At 47.3% G+C, this 20498-nt stretch carries 14 protein-coding genes; 3 read left to right on the top strand and 11 right to left on the bottom strand.

All coding sequences use genetic code 11. The annotated features are described in order from the left end of the window. Positions 1-6 precede the first annotated feature (6 nt). The 9 genes from BIT28_RS16315 to BIT28_RS16355 all read right to left on the bottom strand — a co-directional run bounded on the left by BIT28_RS16315 (position 7) and on the right by BIT28_RS16355 (position 13941). Positions 7-3141 (bottom strand): efflux RND transporter permease subunit, encoded by a 3135-nt coding sequence (locus tag BIT28_RS16315; RefSeq protein WP_075765593.1) that lies wholly within the window; start codon positions 3139-3141, stop codon positions 7-9. After that, positions 3138-4301 carry an efflux RND transporter periplasmic adaptor subunit gene (locus BIT28_RS16320; protein WP_075765595.1) on the bottom strand — a complete coding sequence of 388 codons (1164 nt, stop codon included), beginning with the start codon at positions 4299-4301 and terminating at the stop codon, positions 3138-3140. The genes BIT28_RS16315 and BIT28_RS16320 overlap by 4 nt, the downstream gene beginning before the upstream one ends. Positions 4302-4311: 10 nt before the next feature. Continuing rightward, positions 4312-5178, bottom strand: coding sequence for an ABC transporter six-transmembrane domain-containing protein (locus tag BIT28_RS16325; RefSeq protein ID WP_075765597.1), 867 nt, complete (start codon positions 5176-5178; stop codon positions 4312-4314). Positions 5179-5474: 296 nt separating this feature from the next. Next, positions 5475-6914, bottom strand: coding sequence for a glyceraldehyde-3-phosphate dehydrogenase (locus BIT28_RS16330; RefSeq protein WP_075765599.1), 1440 nt, complete (start codon positions 6912-6914; stop codon positions 5475-5477). 328 nt (positions 6915-7242) lie between these two features. Continuing rightward, positions 7243-8952, bottom strand: a complete 1710-nt coding sequence (locus BIT28_RS16335) for a GGDEF domain-containing protein (RefSeq protein ID WP_083651907.1) — start codon at positions 8950-8952, stop codon at positions 7243-7245. A 176-nt stretch (positions 8953-9128) separates the two neighbouring features. After that, positions 9129-10226 carry an anhydro-N-acetylmuramic acid kinase gene (locus tag BIT28_RS16340; protein WP_075765603.1) on the bottom strand — a complete coding sequence of 366 codons (1098 nt, stop codon included), beginning with the start codon at positions 10224-10226 and terminating at the stop codon, positions 9129-9131. Between the two features lie 136 nt (positions 10227-10362). Next, positions 10363-12213: a maltodextrin glucosidase gene (malZ, locus tag BIT28_RS16345; protein WP_075765655.1), complete on the bottom strand. Its 1851-nt coding sequence runs from the start codon at positions 12211-12213 to the stop codon at positions 10363-10365. Between the two features lie 156 nt (positions 12214-12369). After that, a complete protein-coding gene (locus BIT28_RS16350; RefSeq protein WP_075765605.1) occupies positions 12370-12813 on the bottom strand; it encodes a DUF4174 domain-containing protein in 444 nt (147 codons plus the stop codon). A 204-nt stretch (positions 12814-13017) separates the two neighbouring features. Next, the gene (locus BIT28_RS16355; protein WP_075765607.1) at positions 13018-13941 is read right to left on the bottom strand and encodes a LysR family transcriptional regulator; all 924 of its coding nucleotides are present in this window, start codon (positions 13939-13941) and stop codon (positions 13018-13020) included. Positions 13942-14131: 190 nt separating this feature from the next. Between BIT28_RS16355 and BIT28_RS16360 the strand changes: the two genes are divergently transcribed. Continuing rightward, positions 14132-15325, top strand: a complete 1194-nt coding sequence (locus BIT28_RS16360; RefSeq protein WP_075765609.1) for a glycine C-acetyltransferase — start codon at positions 14132-14134, stop codon at positions 15323-15325. Between the two features lie 123 nt (positions 15326-15448). Further along, positions 15449-16480, top strand: coding sequence for an L-threonine 3-dehydrogenase (tdh, locus tag BIT28_RS16365; RefSeq protein WP_075765611.1), 1032 nt, complete (start codon positions 15449-15451; stop codon positions 16478-16480). A gap of 66 nt (positions 16481-16546) precedes the next feature. Here tdh and BIT28_RS16370 read toward each other — a convergent pair whose 3' ends face one another. Next, a complete protein-coding gene (locus BIT28_RS16370) occupies positions 16547-17965 on the bottom strand; it encodes a lipopolysaccharide biosynthesis protein (RefSeq protein ID WP_083651908.1) in 1419 nt (472 codons plus the stop codon). Between the two features lie 76 nt (positions 17966-18041). Beyond that, entirely contained in the window at positions 18042-18995 is a 954-nt protein-coding gene (locus tag BIT28_RS16375; protein ID WP_075765615.1) for a glycosyltransferase family 2 protein, read from the bottom strand. A 321-nt stretch (positions 18996-19316) separates the two neighbouring features. Here BIT28_RS16375 and BIT28_RS16380 point away from each other — a divergent pair, with 321 nt between their 5' ends. Then, positions 19317-20465 carry a glycosyltransferase gene (locus BIT28_RS16380; RefSeq protein ID WP_075765617.1) on the top strand — a complete coding sequence of 383 codons (1149 nt, stop codon included), beginning with the start codon at positions 19317-19319 and terminating at the stop codon, positions 20463-20465. Positions 20466-20498: the final 33 nt, after the last annotated feature.

The following is a 20498-nucleotide window of genomic DNA, read 5'->3' on the forward strand; positions in this document are numbered from 1 at the left end:
TTGTATTTATCCTTCATGAGCGGTTGTGCTGGGCAAAGCCTGAGCCGCCGGAGTATCAGAAATTGTATCGCAACGATCTTTGCGGGTAAAAATTCGCAGCAGTATTGGTATCAGCAACAGGGTAACGCTGGTTGCGAATAGCTCGCCGAATACCAGTGAGACCGCTGCAGGCTTTAGATACTGTGCCTGCTCCGAGCTTTCGCTAAGAAGCGGAAGTAAACCGCACACCGTTGTAACAGTCGTCAGGAAAATGGCCCTGACTCGGCTGGTGCCGGTATTAATCAGCGCTTCGAGCCTTGGCATCCCATTACGATAGTTACTGTTGAACCTAGTGATCAGTATCAGTGAGTCGTTCACAACAACGCCAGTCATTGCCATCATACCGAACAAAGACAGCACACTGATCGGCAGCTCCATTAGGGCATGGCCAAAGATGGCACCCGCAAAGCCGAACGGGATCACGGCCATAATGATCAATGGCTGCCAGTAAGACTTAAGCGGAATGGCGAGTAGGGTGTATATCAATAACAATGTCAGTATCATGGCTTTTTTAAAGCCGGCCTGTACTTCGTTGATTTCCTCAAACTCACCTACGGGTTTTACAATGGCACTTGGGTATTGTTTGCTGAACGTTGGCAAAATATCCTGCTTAACCGTTTCCCAAACCGCTTCTGGCGCCTGGACTGAACGATCCTGTCGCCAGTACACTGTAATTACCTCATTTCGATTACGTCGGTAAAGGGTATGCGGCTCTTGCTCGTAAGCTGCGTCGGCAATATCGCCCAATGTCAGGAACTGGCCAGACGGTAAGAATACCGGCGAATCAAGCACACTTTGCAGGCTACGACGCTTTGCGTCACTAAACTGAAGGACGACTTTGGTTTCTTCTCCATGATGAAGAAGTCGATGGATATCATATTGACCGAAAGCACCACTAATTATATTGGCGAGATCTGACTGGGTCAGCCCCAGGTGCTTCCCATATCGATTAAGGGTAAAACGAAGCTGAGGCAGGCCGGATTGCCCGTTGTCATAGACATCGTTAACTCCCGGGATTTTACTGAGCTGGTGGCGTAACGCCTCCGCAGCTTGCGTGGCTATCCGACGTTCGGGGGCTCTGATACTGATAGCGGTGCCGCCAGACCAGTCATCGGCAGCGGTAAATTTAACGGCATATGCACCTTCAAAATGACCGCTGGAACCTTTCCATAGATTTAGCAGGTAGTTGTTGGGTAGCTTGCTCAGAGCTTCGGTTGTCAACTCAACGGTGGCTTCGACATTGCTACTGCCGTTTGTTGCAACAAGCAGGTTAGTGATTGGCGACTCTTCCAGACCAAATTCATCGCGTATTTTATTGTTCAGTGAAGTTGCCGCCTTTTCAAGCTGATCGGCATGAAGAGCAAGCAGTTCATGAGGCGCGCCGTCTTCAAGAGAAATATCGGCACTCAAATAGCGCCCGGGGATTTCCGGAAACAGACTTGATTTGATATTGCCGCTGAACCAAAGGCCATAGGCCAGAACCAGGGTACTGATAAAACCAATCAGGCTCGCATACCGATAGTGAATCACGTAATTTAGCATCGGTTTGTACACCTTGTAGGTAAAGCGCTGAAGCTGCCTATCACAATATTGCTGCAGGTGCTTGAAGTGTCGGCTTAGCCAATGCTTAGGCTCTCCCTCTGGTGGTGAGCTCAGGTGAGCGGGAAGAATGAACTTACTTTCGACCAGTGAAAACATCAGTGCCAGAATGACCACTGCCGAGAACCCAGCCAGTACTTTTGCCAGCTCATTTTCAATCCATAACATGGGAGAGAATGCGGTGATGGTGGTGAGTACACCAAAGACTGTCGCCACGCTAACAGCTTCCACACCTTTTCCGGCGGCTTGTTTGGGATTGGAGTATTTGGTGCGAGCCTGGTGAATACTCTCGCCGACGACAACGGCATCGTCAACCAGGATCCCCAACACTAGGATCAAACCAAACAAGGTGATGTCGTTAATGCTGTAATCCAGTGCCGGTAAGCCCATCACACCGAGTGTGCCTGCAATCGAGACCGGGATCCCGACGGCAACCCAGAATGCGAGCTTCAGATTCAGGAACAGGCCAAGGAGTACGACGACAATTAGCAGCCCTTGCCAGGCATTGTTGCCAAGGCGGGCGAGCTGGTCTTCGATATAGGGAGCCATATCGGCCATGGTGTCGAGGTAAATATCATCAGGCAATAGGGCTCGTTGCTGCTGCAGGACTTCTTCTATCGCCTCGCTGACTCGTAACAGGTTGTCTTTTCTGCTTGTGGAAACCAGTAGGGCAATCGCGTTGTTACCGTTGTTGCGAACCAGAGCGTCAGTCTTGACGTATTCACGGCGGATCTGGGCAATATCTTCAAGCAGCACTTCGCTGGTTGGGGTTGTTTTTACAACGATTTTGCGAAGTTTTCTGACCGTATCAGCATAGCCGTCCCCCCGCAAAAGTAGTTTGCCCTGACCATTTTTAATGGTGCCGCTTCTGGTTTCCAGCGAGGCCTGGCGGATATGGTTCGCAAGGTCGTTAAAGGCGATCCCGTAATGACGGAGACTGTCCGGATCCGGTTCGATTACCAGTTGCGATGAGCGCTTTCCCCAGTTTTCGACAGCAGAAATGGCAGGGTGTTTCTTTAGCGCAATTTCTAGCTGTCTTGCTATTGGTTGCAGCTCGTCATCACTTCGTTGACCGGAGATCACGACAAATGACGCCAGGTTGCTAAACTCGTCACGATAGATTTGTGGATTTTCCGCCAGTTCAGGAAAACCAACAATACTGTTTACCCGATTTCTGACATCCTCGATCAGGCGCTCCAGGTTGGTATCGGTGCGTTTTTTCACCCGGACGGTAGACAACCCTTCCGAAGAACGACTAGTGATTTGCTTGATTCCCGCAAGATCGCTGATCGCTTCCTCGATTCGTTGTGTGATCCCCTCATCGACCTGACTAGCCGTTCCGCCGGGATAACTGACACTCACCACCAGACTCGTTGGTTTGGTTTGCGGAAAACTTTCTACCCGCAGCGTTGTCAGCGAGAGCGCGCCCAGGGCCAAAATAGCAACCATTAACAAATTAGCCGCAACCGGATTATCCAGAAACCAGCGTGTTAACCATTTCATTGTGTTTCCTCGCTGTTATAGGCATAGCTGCTGGTGGCAGAGTTGTTACTGGTATAAGTAGGGGCGACTATTGTGCCGGGTATCATCGTCAATAACGGGTACATGACGATGTTACGGCTACGCTCAGGGTGGTTAGTGAACTGGAACCACACTTCGTTGCCGTCTTCATTGAGCTGGATAATTGGCTCAAGTACGAGCTTGTTATCGTTGTTGACGCACCATACCTCACCGTCGAGGGTCAGAACGGATATAGGCAGGCGGTGAACAGGCGCACTTGGCATGATATTGAATACGATCTTAACCTGCTGCAGTGGCAGTAACACGTTCGGTTGCATGAAAGGGTTTTCTACGGCGAGCACCAATTGGCGCTGGCGTGTTGCCGCATCAAACTCCGGGGCTAAGTAGCGCAGTTTTACTGGCCAGGTGTTGTTATCTCTATCTACCACTGAGATCTGAGTTGGGTCTATTCTGCCACCAAGCTTCTGCCATAGGCGTTTGGATAGCGACACTTTGATATCGACACTCTGACTCGAGGCAATAACATAGAGTGGTGTGCCCGTTTCGACATGCTGGGCCGGTGAGGCAAACCGTTTGAGAACGACGGCATCAAATGGCGCAACAACCCGGGTTTCTATGAGACGCTGTCTGACACTGGCCAATGCTTGCTCGGCATGATGAAGCTCGGCTGTTGCTGCTGCGACCTGGGGCTCCCGCCGGGCAAAGGCAGTACTGACGTTTTGTAGCAGAATTTTCTTGGCAACTGTCTGCTCGTGCTTTTCGCGCTCCAATTTCAGGCGTGTACTGGCCAGGTGGCTTTTGGCTTGTTCAACTTTGGCTGATATATGGGTTGGGTCAATTTGGGTAAGAAATTCTCCTTTTTTAATCAGGCTACCCGGTTCAATGTCAGTATTGAGCTCTGTCAGGTTGCCGCCGGTGGTTGCTTTTAGCTCTGTATGCCAGCGGGACTGGGTAATACCGACCGTTGATACGGAGAGCTGTCGCTGCGCCGGTGACGATGATAGTACCGTCACGACTTGAGCAGCGGGTGCCCCTGTAGTTACCGGTAATGAGTTATCGGGCAATGAGTCCAGCACCAACAGGACACCAGCAAATGACACTACAGCCAAGGTGATGGGGATTTTCTTTTTGAGTGATTTCATGCGTTATACCTTATTGGTTTGCCGGCGTTAGCTGAATACAGTTAATCCTTGTTGTGATTTCATGCAGGCGGGATAGGGTTTGCAATGCGATAGGCAGCATGATTGCGGCTTCTACGTATTCCCACGAATAGCTGATGATGGAAAAGATGCGTCCGGGTGAAATGTCCGGTAAGGAGGCTGCCAGCCAAAGATTGGTGATAATAAAGCCGAACTGAACAAGAAAGAGAACACCGTAGAGGATCGCCTCGGAGTCAGAAAGCTGGATCTCCCGTTGGCACAGGCGTTTAAGGTGAGCCAATAACTGATGCGGGTTACGGTTGTGCAGAATACGGATCTGCTTTTCTTTTTGTTCGTTTAATGTGCTGTTTAGTCTGATAAACCGTTGATGAAATAAACTGTAAATTATCAGCATCAGGCTGGTTGATACACCGGCTGATACTGCGAGTGATTGGGAAAAACCAAACAGAATTACTATTGCGGCAATAATTTGGATACAAGATGTGAATAGGGGAGGGAGATCCTCTTCCAGAAAATCAACCAGTTCCCGGGACATTTCAAGCCGGGCGTTACGGATTGAAACTGGGAGACGAGACAGACGAACGTTGATTTCTCGTGCCAGCTCTACCCGAATATGTCCATAAACGCGGGTGTCATACAGCCTTCTTGCCACACTGACAACCGTAATGCTGCACAGTACGACTGCCAATAGTTGCAAGGAGTCAGTGTCACCTGTCAGTAGATCATCGATAGACAGGCCAATAAACAGTGGGATCAGGGCTAGAAGGACATTCTCTGCAATGACCAGTAGCCAGGTGATGAGCATATGCCACCTGAACAGCTTGGTAATGGCAAGAAGATTGATGTGATAAGGCCACATTAGGTGCTCTCTCTTTAATGAATCAGGAGGAAAAGTTGTTTTATCGGGATGACGATATTGTCTCTGCCATGATTCTGAAAAACGTGTCCGCTTTTGCTCTAATGCTGGTTATTTATATGGAAGATATATGTTTTTGAATCTACAGATGCCTTTTTCTTATGTTGCTTGATGGGAACAACGAGAGAAGACGGTAGGCAAGGGAAATAGTTCTGGAGCGATAAAATGAAAAATGCCGCCTAGTGGAGCGTAGGCGGCAAATAGCAAGAGGGGTATTTTATAGTTATCTTATAGCAGTGTTATTTAGCTTCAGGGTAGGTTTTGTAACGCACACCCATCATTTGTTCCATGCAGTGTACGACCTGGCAGCTGTAGCCAAATTCGTTGTCGTACCAAATGTAGAGCACACAACGTTTGTCCTGGGCGATAGTCGCGGCACCATCAACCACACCGGCATGGCGAGAACCAACAATATCGGTAGAGACGATTTCGGTAGATTGCGTGTAGTCAATCTGGCCGGAAAGCGGTGAGTTCAGAGCCATCTCACGCAGGTACGTGTTAAGCGCTTCAGCATCAACGTCAGAATCAAGGTTTAGGTTGGCAATAGCCATGGAAACGTTCGGGGTCGGAACGCGAATAGCATTACCGGTTAGTTTTCCTGCTAGCTCTGGCAGCGCCTTGGCAACGGCCTTAGCTGCACCCGTAGAGGTAAGAACCATGTTCAATGCAGCAGATCGACCACGACGCTCGCCGCTGTGGAAGTTATCAATCAGGTTCTGGTCGTTGGTAAACGAGTGAACGGTTTCGATATGTCCCGACTGGATACCATACTTGTCGTTAACCGCTTTCAGAATCGGAGTAATGGCGTTGGTTGTACAGCTGGCGGCCGAGATGATCTGGTCTTCATCCAGGATATCAGACTCGTTAACACCGAATACGACATTCTTGAGATCGCCTTTGCCCGGAGCGGTCAGCAGTACTTTTTTCGCGCCAGCACACTCAAGGTGCTTGCCAAGGCCTTCGGCGTCGCGCCACATACCTGTGTTATCAACAACAAGTGCGTTGTTGATACCGTAAGTTGTGTAGTCAACTTCAGCCGGGCTGTTCGCATAAATAACCTGGATATAATTACCGTTAACGATGATTGCTTTACGGCTTTCGTCAACGGTGATGCTGCCATTGAACTGACCGTGAACAGAGTCACGACGGAGCAGGCTGGCACGTTTTTCCAGATCACCATCTTTGCCGCCACGAACGACGATCGCACGTAGGCGAAGCGGATAGCCCTGGCCGCTCTTATCAATAAGCAGGCGAGCCAACAGACGACCGATTCGGCCGAAGCCGTAGAGAACTACATCCTGAGTCTCGACAGACTGCGAGCTGCTGAGTGATTCGGCAAGGGCTGTATTTAAAAAGTCATTCAGATTGCTTACATCGTCTTGGTTTTTCCAGTATTCGTAAGCTAGTTGACCGACATCAATTCGGCAAGGTGACAGGTCAAGTTCGGTCAGTGCCTGTATCAGCGGTAATGTTTGAGAAGGAGAGAGCTCGCTACCGGTATAGCGACGGGCAACGCGGTGTGCCTTAATGATATCGATTACAGAGGCATTGACAATTTGGCGACCGAACAGAAGGATTTCTACGCCTTTCTGACGGTATAGCTGGCCAAGAAGTGGTGAGATGGATTCTGCATTGGTTTGGCTTGTTTGCCAGTCTAGAAGATATTTTTCCGGACTCATCTTTACTTAGGACCTTTCACGTTTAGGGAAGAGAAACAGGACTATATCCTGTGGACTGTTATCGTTGTTATGGGGCGCAAGTGTAACGTTTGCGTCGTTTTTATCCTAGTAAAATTAATAACTTGTAAATGTGATCTTTGTCGGGTTAAATTGGTGATCTTCATCAAGTTTTAAGTTGATTGTTCTGCTTTTATCCGGCTGGATCTAGTAACTTATTTTTTAACGATTTATTCACTTTTCGTGATGAATTCAAACAATTAGCAGTCTGTATTGTTTACAAGGGTAGATCTAGACGGTAATCCTGCAAGAAGTGTGGGTTTTTATTGTATTAGCTTGCAGCCACCTGGTTCCTACCACTGTTTTTGGCTGTGTATAACGCGGTATCTGCTCTTTGTAAAATGGCTTCGAATGAATCACCCTTGGTAAAATTCGAGACTCCGATACTGGCAGTGATGGTGCCGATATTGCTGATATCGAGCTGGCTGATGCTTTTGGTGAGCCTCTGGCAGACAATGGCTGAGTAGCCTTTCTTGGTATCTGGCAAGACAATGAGAAACTCTTCACCTCCCCATCGGTATACCCGATCGTTTGGTCGGAGTGTTTCTTTTAGTGTTTCTCCAACCGCGCACAGCACTTCGTCACCCGCCTGATGGCCATAGGTATCATTGATGCTTTTGAATAAGTCGATATCCAAAATGGCGACTGCCAAAGGCTGGAAGTCCATGTTGTAGCGTTTAATATGAGCGACGATTTCACGGGACGCCGCCCTGCGGTTGGGCAAACCTGTGAGTTCGTCGGTATAGGCATGTGCCCGCAAAATTTTCGATGCAGCCTGTAATTCTTTATTGCGTTCATCCAGATCTTTGGTGCGTTGCTGGACGATTGATTCTAGCTCTTGATTGAATTGGTGCAGTTTACGTTGTGCCGTGATCCGACGTTTAATATTGATAGTGAGTATTGAGATAACGACAAGCATGAAGATAAACAGAGCAATCGTGCTGTTTATCAGCTTTGCGTGTTCGTCATAGAGCGATACCGGGCGATTGATGACGGTGCTCGGTGCGGGTAGGCGGCTTAAGTCGATACCAAATCGTTTTAGTTGGTGATAGTCGAAATAGGGTGAATAATGTGCTTTTCCCGGCACTTTGATGTTTTTCAACGGAACACCGTCAAGAACCTTGATGGCTATTTTTGCGGCATTTTTACCGTGCTCATAGGGGTTATTCATGAGCCCACCTAATCCCCCGTAACCGATAATGATCGTTCCCCACATGCCATAAACAGGTACTTTGCTTTTTTGAGTTAAGAGCGGCAGATGATGTTCATAGGAGAAATAGGTACCTAGTTTATCCTTATGAATGGCTAGCATCAGGAAAACAGAATTAAAGTCTGCAGTTTCCGCTCTTTGGTAGAGCTCCGGGATTGAGAACTGATCCCAAACCTCTAATGTAACGTGCTTTTTATGCGGATCAGCTTGCCATTGTGCTTTGATCTCTCTCGCTTTCTTGCCCATATTCAAACCAAGGCCTGTGGTGTCGCTCAGCATTATGATCCGCATCGTTCTGGGCTGAAGCTGTAAAATCATATCCAGATTTCCTTCAATCTCCATGCCTTCAGCTATGCCGATAATGTTACCGTGGCGCGCCATCATTTTCGTGTTGGGTACGTTGACGCCACTATAGACAACAGGTTTGCCAGGAAATAAGTCTTTGCCATTTTCGATCATGAAATTATACGCATGATCGTCGGTGGTCATTATGAGATCGGGTTCGTATACTTGATATTTGTGTTTGAGAAGTTCAATGAGTTTGGTGTGATAAACCTCATCATCCACAAATCGTCTTTCGTCCATGTATTCAATATGAAGATTCTCCGCATGAACGGTATCTATCAGTACATCTTTGATGCCCTGAGTTTGCTGAGTTGTCCATTGGTACTGGGGGTGATATGAATTAACAAGAAGCACAATTGGCTCCTCTTTAGACCACGCCAATAGAGGAAGAGAGAAAAGTAAAAACAATATCAACTTTACAGCCATCTTGTATGAGACCTTATCTAATACCAACTACTTATCCAGGTTGGATATACTGCAGCTAAGGATTTCTACAAGTATAGATTTTTTAAATGAAGTGCTTAGGGCTGCGGAGTCTACCTAAAGGAATCTCCGCTGCCAATGTGGAAAGAGATAAGCGTTTTACAGTGTTACTGATGGAGTTATGAAGGGTAGATAGCCCCCAGGCAAGTTAGCTGGTTGGCTCCTGTCACTTCCGGGAGGTTGCCGGGTAGTTGATGCAGGGTACGGTAAGCCAACCAGGCGAATGCCATGGCTTCCATATTATCTATATCTACCCCGCGCTCGGCCGTTGTTATAACCGTCCAATCTGGCAAGAGCTCTGCGAGTCTTTGCATGAGCAGAGGGTTGTGAGCCCCGCCGCCACAGACCAGTAGTTCGCCAGGTACTTCAGAACGGACATCATTGGCAATGGTGACGCCTGTCAGCTCTGCCAGAGTACGTTGCACATCTTCTGCTTTAACGTTGAACTTAGCGAGGTGGTTATCAAGCCAAGTTAGGTTGAACAGTTCACGGCCCGTGCTTTTGGGGGCTGAAAGGGCGAAAAACGTATCACTTAGCATTGATTTCAGCAGTGTCGGGTGAACGACTCCGGATTGTGCCCAGGCTCCGTTTTTATCGTAGCGCTGCCCCTTGTGCTTGTGGATCCAGGCGTCCATCAACATGTTGCCGGGTCCTGTATCAAAACCGGTAACCGGTTTATCGGGTGTCAGGATGGTGATGTTGGATATACCACCAATGTTGAGCACAACCCGGGTGAGGTCCGGCTGGCTGAATAGCTGTTGATGAAAAGCCGGGACCAGCGGTGCGCCCTGGCCGCCGTAGGCCATATCTTTACGGCGAAAATCGGCTACTGTAGTAATGCCTGTTTTGGCCGAGATAATGTTGGCATCGCCAAGCTGCATGGTGAAGGCATAGGTTGACTCAGGAGAGTGATAGACCGTTTGTCCATGACTACCAACTGCGGCGATGGTTGCCGGATCAACGTTTGCTTTTTTCAGGAGCGCGAGGACGGCATCGGCGAACAGATGCCCGAGGCGATGATCGAGCTCGCCGATCGCTTTTAAGTTGGTTGGCTGACCCATACAAACATCTAAAAGGGACTGTTTAAGGTTCTCACCCATAGGAAAAGCATGTTCGCAAAGTAACTCTATTTTGCTGCCGTTAATGTCGACTAAAACGGTATCAACACCATCCATGCTGGTTCCGGACATAATTCCAATGTAACGTTCAGATCCCATTATTGCCTCGGTTATGTGCAGGGTATAAGTCCTATATTTACATGGAACTAAGAAGCACGGCAAACCTTATTGGGTAGGCTGCACCGGCTAATCCAGGTTAGATTAGCCGGTGTGGTAGGTTAACAGGTTCGGAAGGTTAGACGAGGCTCAGCAATAAGCCTTCTTTACCGGCCAGAGTAAGTGTGAGTATGCCTTGTTTTGATTGCCATTCGTCGCCAGTAAGCAGATCCTTAAGTTGAGCATCTTCGATACCCAGTTGCCAGACGGGAACTTCAATCGTCCTGGCATGCTCACTGTTGTTCATCAGGCAGACGGTAATCTCATCACCTAGCGTTCTGGCAAATGCGAGCTGCTTGTGCTCGGCAACGAGCCATTGGATACTGCCTTCCTGCAGGGAGTGATGATTTTTGCGAATAGCGATTAGCTGTTTGAGGAAGCTAAACATCGCGTGAGGCTTTTCGGTTCGCTCCCACGGGAAACAACGGCGATTGTCAGGATCCTGTCCGCCTTCAAGTGCCACTTCTGTTCCGTAGTAAATACAAGGTGTGCCGACATAGGCAAATAGCATTAACAATGCCAGTTGCATGGTTTCCTGATCGTCTTCCAGCATGGTCAGGAAGCGCATCGTATCGTGGCTATCCAATTGGTTAAGCTGGGAAAGCTGATTGAGCCAAGGCATTTTGCTACGGGCCTCGTTGAGCCAGTCGACCAGTTCGTCGGCATCAATTTGGCAGTTGTGGTAGGCAATGTCTTTGTGGGCAAAAAAAGCACGGATCGGGTGGGCGAAACCGTAGTAGTTCATTGCGCCATCTTCCTGATCGCCCTGGAGCCATTGACTTGCCTCGAAGAAATGCTCGCCAAGTACATAACAGTCAGGATTTTCAGATTTGGCCGATTGACGAAACGCTTTGACATAGTGGGCGTTGTTGGTTGCACCAGCGCCTTCACCCAGCATGTGAATAACGTCAAATCGCCATGCATCGATATTGTACGGCGGGCGAAGCCAGTGCTTGATGACGGCATCTTGTCCTGAGTAGATGTATTCCTGAACTTCAGGATTAGAGAAGTTGAGCTTTGGCAGGCTTGAAATTCCGTTCCAGCCGATGTAATCGTTGCTGTCTCCGCTAAATTGATAGTAATGACGATACTTCGATTCAGGGTGATTATACGCACCGGCTTCATCCTGGTTCTTTTGGTACATATCGAACCAAGGGTGATTGACTGAGGTGTGGTTGTACACGGCATCAAGCATGATCTTCATGTTGCGTTGATGCAGGTCGGCGACCATCTCGGCGAATTGCTCATTGGTTCCCAGGTGTGGGTCAACGTTCCTATAATCGGTCGTATCGTATTTGTGGTTGCTGGGAGCAGAGAAGATCGGATTAAGGTACAGGGCGGTAATGCCTAGATCTTCGAAGTAATCGAATTTTTCGTGAATGCCCTTGAGATCGCCGCCGTAAAACTCGTTCGGGCCATTGCTGCCGTGTGGCGAAACGGGTTCTCCCCATTCCTTGGCAATAGTTGGTCTCTCATTACCTCTGAGGCAATATTCATCGGTTTTGACACTGATTGTCGGATCACCGTTTGCAAAACGATCGGGGAAGATTTGATAGAAAACCTGTTCTTTTACCCAGGCTGGTGGCTGATCGTCTTTGTTGTACTTGAAGTGGGCCTCTTTGCCGGGAACGCGTGGCGATACTCCGTTACCGTGTAACCACCACTGGCGACTGTTCTGCATTACCTTAAAACAGTAGTGGGTTAACGATTTATCTGAGTTTAATGGAATTTCACCATGCCAGTATTGAAGCCTGCCATTGGTGCTGCCGCGTACCATATCAACAAGCATTTCCTCGTTGTCGGGTTCACAGCGAATAAATATAGCAGAGATAAGTAGGTCAGATTCGCTGACAAGCGTCAGCTTCAAGTTGTGCTCAGAGCGCGTTACCCAAGCCGTATCTTGACCGTGATATAAGTAGGGTGTCTTCATCATTGTTATAACTGGCCAGTTGGAAGGTCAATGGGTAACAAGATACTGCTTCAAGCACAAAAAAAAATCAGCCTTCGTCAAAAAATGCGACGGCGTAGACGAGAGGCGTAGAGCGGTTATGCTTACTCGGTATCTTGATGTGTCGGCAGTATAAGTTTAAATGGCGCAGCGGCTTTGACGGTATGTCATTTCTCGCTGACGGAGTGGCATTTTGTCGACCAAGTCGGTGATATGCCGCCAGTTGGTTTCTTCCCCCCAGCGATGTTTCTCAAGACCGTCTTTGCCAATCAGGATTGCAGTGTGGCTATCTTGGGTAATGTTATATTTTTGCTGAAGAAAGCGGATATCTTCAGGGCTGAACAAGTCTTCGGGTTGGTTGAAGCCATCACGGGTAATAATGATAGTTACGATATCTCTTTCCTGTAATAGGCAGTCGTTCATTAGCGTTTGTTTCATGAATTCTTGTACGTACTGATCTTTTTCGGGAGCAAAGAAAAGAATACTGCGGTGGTTCCAGTGCAGAGAATCCAGAGGGTAAGAGGCAACACTGGTCGAACAGAGAATAACGGCTGAGTATAAGCAACTAATCAGAGCTTTCATGTTAGCTCTCCTGCTCCCGGTTATACCATAGGAGAGTGGGTTGTATTGGTATCAATATAAACGGCAGTTATGTCAGATTGGATCAATCGTGTGTCTGCCGCCTAGTATCAAAGCCATAAGTACTAAAACCAGTATAGTCTATGGCTTGAGAACCTCATTTAGATGATTATGTGCTGTGTCGGCCCTTATGGTAAGGCAATGTGGCTAATGAACTGTGTACTGGTATAAATGTTCCGAGACGTAGTCAATAAATACCCGAAGACGAGCAGGCATAAACTTGGTTTGGGCAAATTGCAGTGCAATATCGCCCTGGTAATTTCCTTTGATTGTCCAGTCACTAAGCACTTCAGTTACTGTTCCTTCTTCAAGCGGTTTCTTGATCACGAAGTCTGGGAAAATGCCGATCCCCAATCCATCAAGCACTCCTCTCAGGCGCATTTGTGAATGGTTAACAGCGTAGCGACCGGTGACGGGTATGGTGTGGAATTCATCACCTTTAACAAAGTCCCAGATATGATCCGTGGCTGTTTCGCCAAGGAAAATACAATCGTGCTGAAGTAAATCGGTTGGAACGATAGGGGTACCACGTCGATCCAAGTAGTCAGGGCTGGCACAAAGGCTCAAGCTTACCTTGCCAATTTGCTTTAGTACCAAACCTTCAGTTGGTTTTTCTGTCAAACGGAAGACGACGTCGATGCCTTCTGAAACGAGGTCTATATCACCATCTGATGCTTTGAGCTTGAGTTGAATATCGGGGTACTTGGTGAGAAAAGGGGTCACCAGAGGCTGGAGCACGATACTTAAAAATGCCTTAGGGGCCGCCACCGTCAGTGCACCAGAGGGCGTTGTATGCTCCGAGCTGGTGAACTCGACAACTTGTTTGGTTGCGTCAATCATCGCGCAGCATTGATCATAGATCCCTTTACCCGATTCGGTGATCACGAGTTTTCGGGTTGTGCGCTCAAGAAGTTTGGCTGAAAGCGTGTGTTCGAGACGCGAGAGCTGTTTGCTCAGTGCCGATGGGGTGACCCCTAATTTTTTTGCAGCGGCTGTGAAGCTGCCTTCATCGACAACAATTTTAAAAACAGCCAGTTCCGGCATAAGGGCAATCAGTTTATTTGTGTCCATAGTTCAACAGTCCTTTTCCAGGTCAGGGGATAATAGTCTGAATGCGCTTGAATTAGAATGGATAGAGTTCAAACATCCTGTTAATTGAACATTTTTTTAGTCAGATCTCCTAACCTGATTATATGGATTATCGTCTGGCGAATGCATGCTTAAACATACATTCGCTACAGTCATAATTGAGAGGAACATCATGTCAGCTGCATTCTACGACCAAATCAAACAGCAAATCGAACAAGTAAAAGCTGAAGGTTTATACAAATCAGAACGTGTTATTACATCAGCGCAAAAAGCTGCTGTTTCTATCCAAACTGGCGAAGAAGTTTTAAACTTCTGTGCAAACAACTATTTGGGCCTTGCTAACCATCCTGATCTGATTGAAGCCGCTAAAGCCGGTATGGATCATCACGGTTTCGGTATGGCCTCAGTTCGCTTTATCTGTGGTACGCAGGATTCTCACAAAGAGCTAGAGCAAAAATTGTCTAACTTCCTGGGCATGGAAGATACAATTCTTTATACTTCTTGTTTCGATGCCAATGCGGGTTTGTTCGAAACAATTCTTGGTGCAGAAGATGCCATTATTTCTGATGCGTTGAACCACGCTTCAATCATCGATGGTGTTCGTCTGTGTAAAGCGAAGCGTTTCCGCTACGCAAACAACAACATGCAAGAGCTGGAAGAACAGCTAATCGCCGCAAACGAAGCGGGTGTACGTCACAAGCTGATTGTGACTGACGGTGTGTTCTCGATGGACGGTGTTGTAGCCAACCTGCCTGCTATCTGTGACCTGGCTGACAAGTACGATGCGCTAGTAATGGTTGATGACTCTCACGCTGTGGGTTTCATGGGCGCAAATGGTCGCGGTACACATGAATACCACGATGTTATCGATCGTATCGATATCATCACTGGTACCTTGGGTAAAGCGATGGGCGGTGCTTCAGGCGGTTATACTTCTGGTAAGAAAGAAGTGATTGACTGGCTACGTCAGCGTTCTCGTCCGTACCTGTTCTCTAACTCAGTCGCACCAGCTATCGTTTCTGCGTCAATCCGAGTTCTGGATCTATTGGAAGAAAGTGGTTCGCTACGTGACCAGCTATGGGACAACGCAGCGCACTTCCGTGCTCGTATGGAAGCGGCTGGCTTCACCATGGGCGGTGCAGATCACGCAATCATTCCAATTATGCTGGGTGATGCGAAAGTGGCTGCTGAGTTTGCAGAGCGTGCTCTGGCTAAAGGCATCTACGTGATTGGCTTCTCGTTCCCTGTTGTTCCAAAGGGACAGGCACGTATCCGTACTCAGATGTCTGCTGCGCATAACCGTGAACAGCTAGACAAAGCTATCGATGCCTTCATCGAAGTTGGCAAAGACATGGGTATCATCTAATTGCCATCTGTCGCGATAGCGAGCTAATGCAACAACAGGAGCGGGTAGAATGTACTCGAATAAAAATAGTGGTAGCCCGCTTCTGAATATTTCACTGCAATACTATTTGTTGAGATAAAGGTCATGAAAATTAAAGCTCTTTCTAAACTAAAGCCTGAAGAAGGCATCTGGATGACTGAAGTGGACAAGCCTGAGCTTGGTCACAATGATCTGCTAATCCGTATCAAGAAAACAGCCATTTGCGGTACTGACGTTCATATCTACAACTGGGATGAATGGTCACAAAAAACAATCCCTGTCCCTATGGTTGTTGGTCATGAGTACGTAGGTGAAGTTGTTGGTATCGGCCAGGAAGTGCGCGGCTTTGAAATCGGTGACCGTGTTTCTGGCGAAGGTCATATCACATGTGGCCACTGCCGTAACTGTCGTGGTGGCCGTACTCACCTTTGTCGTAACACAACAGGTGTTGGCGTAAACCGTGAAGGTGCGTTTGCTGAGTACCTGGTGATCCCTGCATTCAACGCATTTAAGATCCCTGATGAAATCTCTGATGATCTTGCTTCAATTTTCGACCCGTTTGGTAATGCGGTACACACTGCACTTTCATTCGACCTTGTTGGTGAAGATGTATTAATCACAGGTGCAGGCCCGATTGGTATCATGGCCGCTGCTGTTGCGAAGCACGTAGGTGCCCGTCATGTTGTTATCACTGATGTTAACGACTACCGTTTGGATCTGGCTCGTGAAATGGGTGTCACCCGTGCAGTGAACGTGGCTAACGAGAAGCTTGAAGATGTGATGGCCGAGCTTGGCATGACAGAAGGCTTCGATGTCGGTCTTGAAATGTCTGGTAACCCATCGGCGTTCAACAGCATGCTAACTGGCATGAACCACGGCGGTAAGATTGCACTGCTGGGTATTCCACCATCAGACATGGGTATCGACTGGAACCAGGTAATCTTCAAGGGCCTGATCATCAAAGGTATCTACGGACGTGAAATGTTTGAAACTTGGTACAAGATGGCAAGCCTGATCCAATCTGGCCTGGATCTGAACCCAATCATCACTCACCACTACAAGATTGATGACTTCCAGCAGGGCTTCGATGTAATGCGCTCTGGTATGTCAGGTAAAGTGATTCTTGACTGGGAATAATCGATAAGTCGATAGTTTCTATTGTAAAAAAGCGCTGTTAATCAGCGCTTTTTTTATGCCTGCGAATTAGTTGGCTGAAAAATTTAAGCGAGAAGGCGTTATGCTGGGGAAAACCTTTATGCTGATAAGCAGTACAAGCATAGAAAGGCTTAAGAACCCACCAACAATTAGCTGTGCCCAGAGGTTGAGGGCAGGGTATATCACTTGGCTGATGCCGTATAACGCAGCCCCGATCAGTACACAGGCCAGCCAGTCGGAATGGCGGTAGGGCAGTGAAAGCTTCGTTTGGCTAAAGTAGTAAAACAGCGCTAAACGAACGGTATAGACACCTGCCAGAACAAACACGGCTGCCCATATGCTGTATTGCGGGATGAGCAACCAGTATCCTGCAACTGCCAAGGCAGAACATAACCACTGGATCCACATCTGGCATTGGCTGGAATCACCGCTGAAGCAGCCAAGGTTTAATAGGTCGCTGGCGTTTTTCAGTGCGCTCACCAGAATCAGGCCAACAACGATATTGGCGGCGAGATGGTAGTCTGCGGGTAAGAAGAGGTAGATGAAGCTCGGTACGGTCAGTATTAGAGATACGGCGAAGAATATTCCCAGGTTAGTGCCAAGGATCGCGTTCCTTGCGCACAGCTCACGCCCTTGTTCCTGTTGTAACATTTTGATTCGGTTGGGGTACCACCATAGCGCGAAGGGTTGCATCAGTAACGCGCATATCATGGCAAATTTAGCGGCTATCGCGTAGACAGCTAGTGTATCAACACCGACCTTATCAGCGAGCACCCAGCGGTCCAGTCCGGTAATGGCAAATAACCCAATATTGCTGATAACGAACGGCACACTGTACTTTAGTAGCGGTAAGGAGTAGCCCAAATAGGCACTACCTGCCATTTGTGCCCATTGGAATTTGAGCAGGAAGAAAAGTAACAGTACGCTTGAGCAGGCTCCGGCAATCAGTAAGGCATCAATGCCATAACCAGCTTCCAGTAAGATGATAATAACTAATGCCTGAAAAATGGCTTTGACGACGTTGTAGATACAGAATTTTCTGGCTAGTGATTCCATACGCATCAATGTCAGCGGAATCGCAATTAATCCCTCCAGCAGGGTCGGAACGGCAATGAGTACGATTTGGTAGGGCTCAAATTCATGGGGTAGGTTTGCCAGCAGCAAAGGCAACATCAACCAAATAAGGAAGCTAGCGACTAGTGCGACTATCAGGCTTAGTAGAAAACAGTTGGAAATCAGTTCACTGCGCTTTCGCCCGTCGCTCGGGCCGACATAACGGTACAGAGATTCAATAATACCAAAGCCGATAATGATGGTGCCGATATCTGTCAACAATATGAGTGACTCTAGCGAACCATACTCATACGGCGTCAGTCGGGAAGTCACATATGGCATCATGAACAATGATACTCCCTTCATCATTATTATTCCGACGCCATAATAGGCAGACTGTTTTAATGCACTCATCATAAACCCTATTTAGCTATATCAATTCCCAATACATTTCTACGCTGGCGATGTCGCCAAATTGAAATGGTGACAGCTACTTGATCGGTACTGATTGCTTGTGCTTTTGAGATGGCATAAGGCATTTCTTCATGTCGCCGAGCGTATGTTTTACACGTCTGGTTTGGGGATCAATCAGCAAAGAGTGGAAGTCGTGCAGCAGGGCGGTATATATATCACCTTTGGTTCTGAAATAGTCAGCATAGCCTTCTTGAAGCCTTGCCCGAGCTTGTGATAACGACTTCTTACTGATTGATGTATTACGATCCTGATAATGTGAAATAACCTCAGAGACAGAAAGCAAATTATTCCATCGCTTAGAATCTGTTTGGGTTATTGAGCCTGCTCTCATGAGATACCCGGTGTAAGAGTGCTTCAATAGTGCAACATCAAAATGCTCGCACACCTTTAACCAAAAATGCCAGTCCTCGCAATAACTCATCTCTTCATTGAAAAAGCCAATCTTTTGAAAGACAGCTTTGTTAATCATGACAGTTGATGTACCGATAATGTTGTTGGCAAAAATATCATTGAGCGGGTTGTCAAAGAAGTGAACAGTGTTCTGGTCACTATTGTACTTATTCCAGTACGCCAGACAGTCGATAATTAATTCATTGTTTTCGTTGAGGTGATCGTAGTTGGTAAAAGTCATTCCAAGGTGTTTGTTTTCTTGATGAACTCTGACTTGTTCGGAGACTTTTCCACTGTACCAACAGTCATCGGCATCCAGAAAAGCCACGTAGTGTCCTGATGATTGTTTGATGGCGATATTTCTGGCTGATGCGGCACCGACCCCGTCTGTGTTTATGACGATAATATTGTTATGTGTTTTGCTTAGGGTAGCCAGATACTTGTCAGTGCCATCGCTGCTGTTATCGTTAACAATAAGAAGCTCGATATTTTTATAATCCTGGGCGAGAACGCTCTCAATCGCCTTAGGCAGATAAGGTAGGCAATTATATGTTGGTATGACTACAGATACTTTATCCATGGCTGGCTCCCTTTAGTTTTATAGGGTGAAGCAGAATTCATACCTAAATCGTGCGTATAGCATCAGTTGCTGAACGGCTGGTTGCTATATCATTGAATTTTATGGGTTATATTGAAAGAGGGAAGTGGTGTTTATACTGTGCTGAAGAGAGGGGGGAGTGGATGAAGTGCAGTAGATGGTGTGCCAGATGATATGTTGCTTATTGCCAGTATTTTCTTATCTGCATTGCAGAATGCGAGAATAAACGGCCATATAATGTTGAGAAGATAGGAACAGTTATTGCTTTTCATAGTGTAAACATTTGCTATAGAGAGCGTAATAATGAAAAAAGTAGCCTTCGTTGCACCTACATTTCCGGTGTTGAGTGAAACGTTTATCCGAACTGAAATTGATTCCATTGAATCCTGCGGTCACGATGTTTGTGTGATGACCTTTGAGAAACATCTTTCGGCACAGAAGTTTAGTTATCCAATTTATGAGGTTGGTGAGAGTTTTAGTTTTAACTTCTTGGCGCGAATCAGCCCAAGTAATCTTTACAACTGTATTCAGTTTGTGATGGAACAACAATCGATGCCGAAGCGGTCTCTATTTTATTACAGCGTCAAATTGGCATCTCAAATGGCGAAGTTAAATGTCGAACATGTCCACGCTCATTTTGCCCAACATACAACTTCTCACAGCATAGCTGCAGCTAAGTTGCTTGGTATTTCCTGCTCGTTTGTTAGCCACGGCCATGATATTTATGAGCATGCCTTTGATATCCCTCTAAAGCTCAAAAGAAGTGATTTTGCCGTGGCAGTGTGCAACGACATGAAGGAAGACTTTTTAAAGCTGGGCAATAACAATATCAAGCTCCTGCACTGTGGAGTGAAAACTTCGTTATTCAAGCCCCAGTCGAAGCTAAAGCATAACAAAATACGACTGGTCTTCTTGGGTAGGCTTGTCGAACCTAAAGGCGTTACTTATTTGCTTCAAAGTATGCAAGGCTTATGTGAAACGTATCCGGTTACTCTTGATATTGTTGGAGACGGCGAACTGTCAGAGGAGCTTAAACATCAAGCCTTAGCTTTAGGTATTGCAAAACATGTCAATTTTCTTGGCTCGAAAGAGCCGTGTTGGGTACAGGAAAATCTCCCTCAATATGATTGTTTGGTTGCACCTTTTTGTGTCGCACAATCCGGCCTGGTTGATACCGGGCCTTTAGTATTAAAAGAAGCAATGGCCGTGGGAGTACCTGTGATAACGACCAATATTATGGGGTGTAAAGAGATTGTCGCTCCCGGAACGGGCCTAATGGTGAATGAGAAAGATGCAACAGCTTTGGCCCAGGCAATTGAACGGTTTTTGCGTTTACCTGCTGAAAGGCGTCAGCAGATGGGGCAAGATGCGCGTCGCAATGTTGAACGTAATTTTGATGCTCTCAAGCAAGCTAGAGTGTTATCCCGGTGGATAGAGTCTGCGGCACATTGAATGTGTACATTCAAGGCAAGCCGTACTGGCTTG

It is taken from the genome of Photobacterium proteolyticum, assembly GCF_001939735.1.
Lineage (GTDB): Bacteria > Pseudomonadota > Gammaproteobacteria > Enterobacterales > Vibrionaceae > Photobacterium > Photobacterium proteolyticum.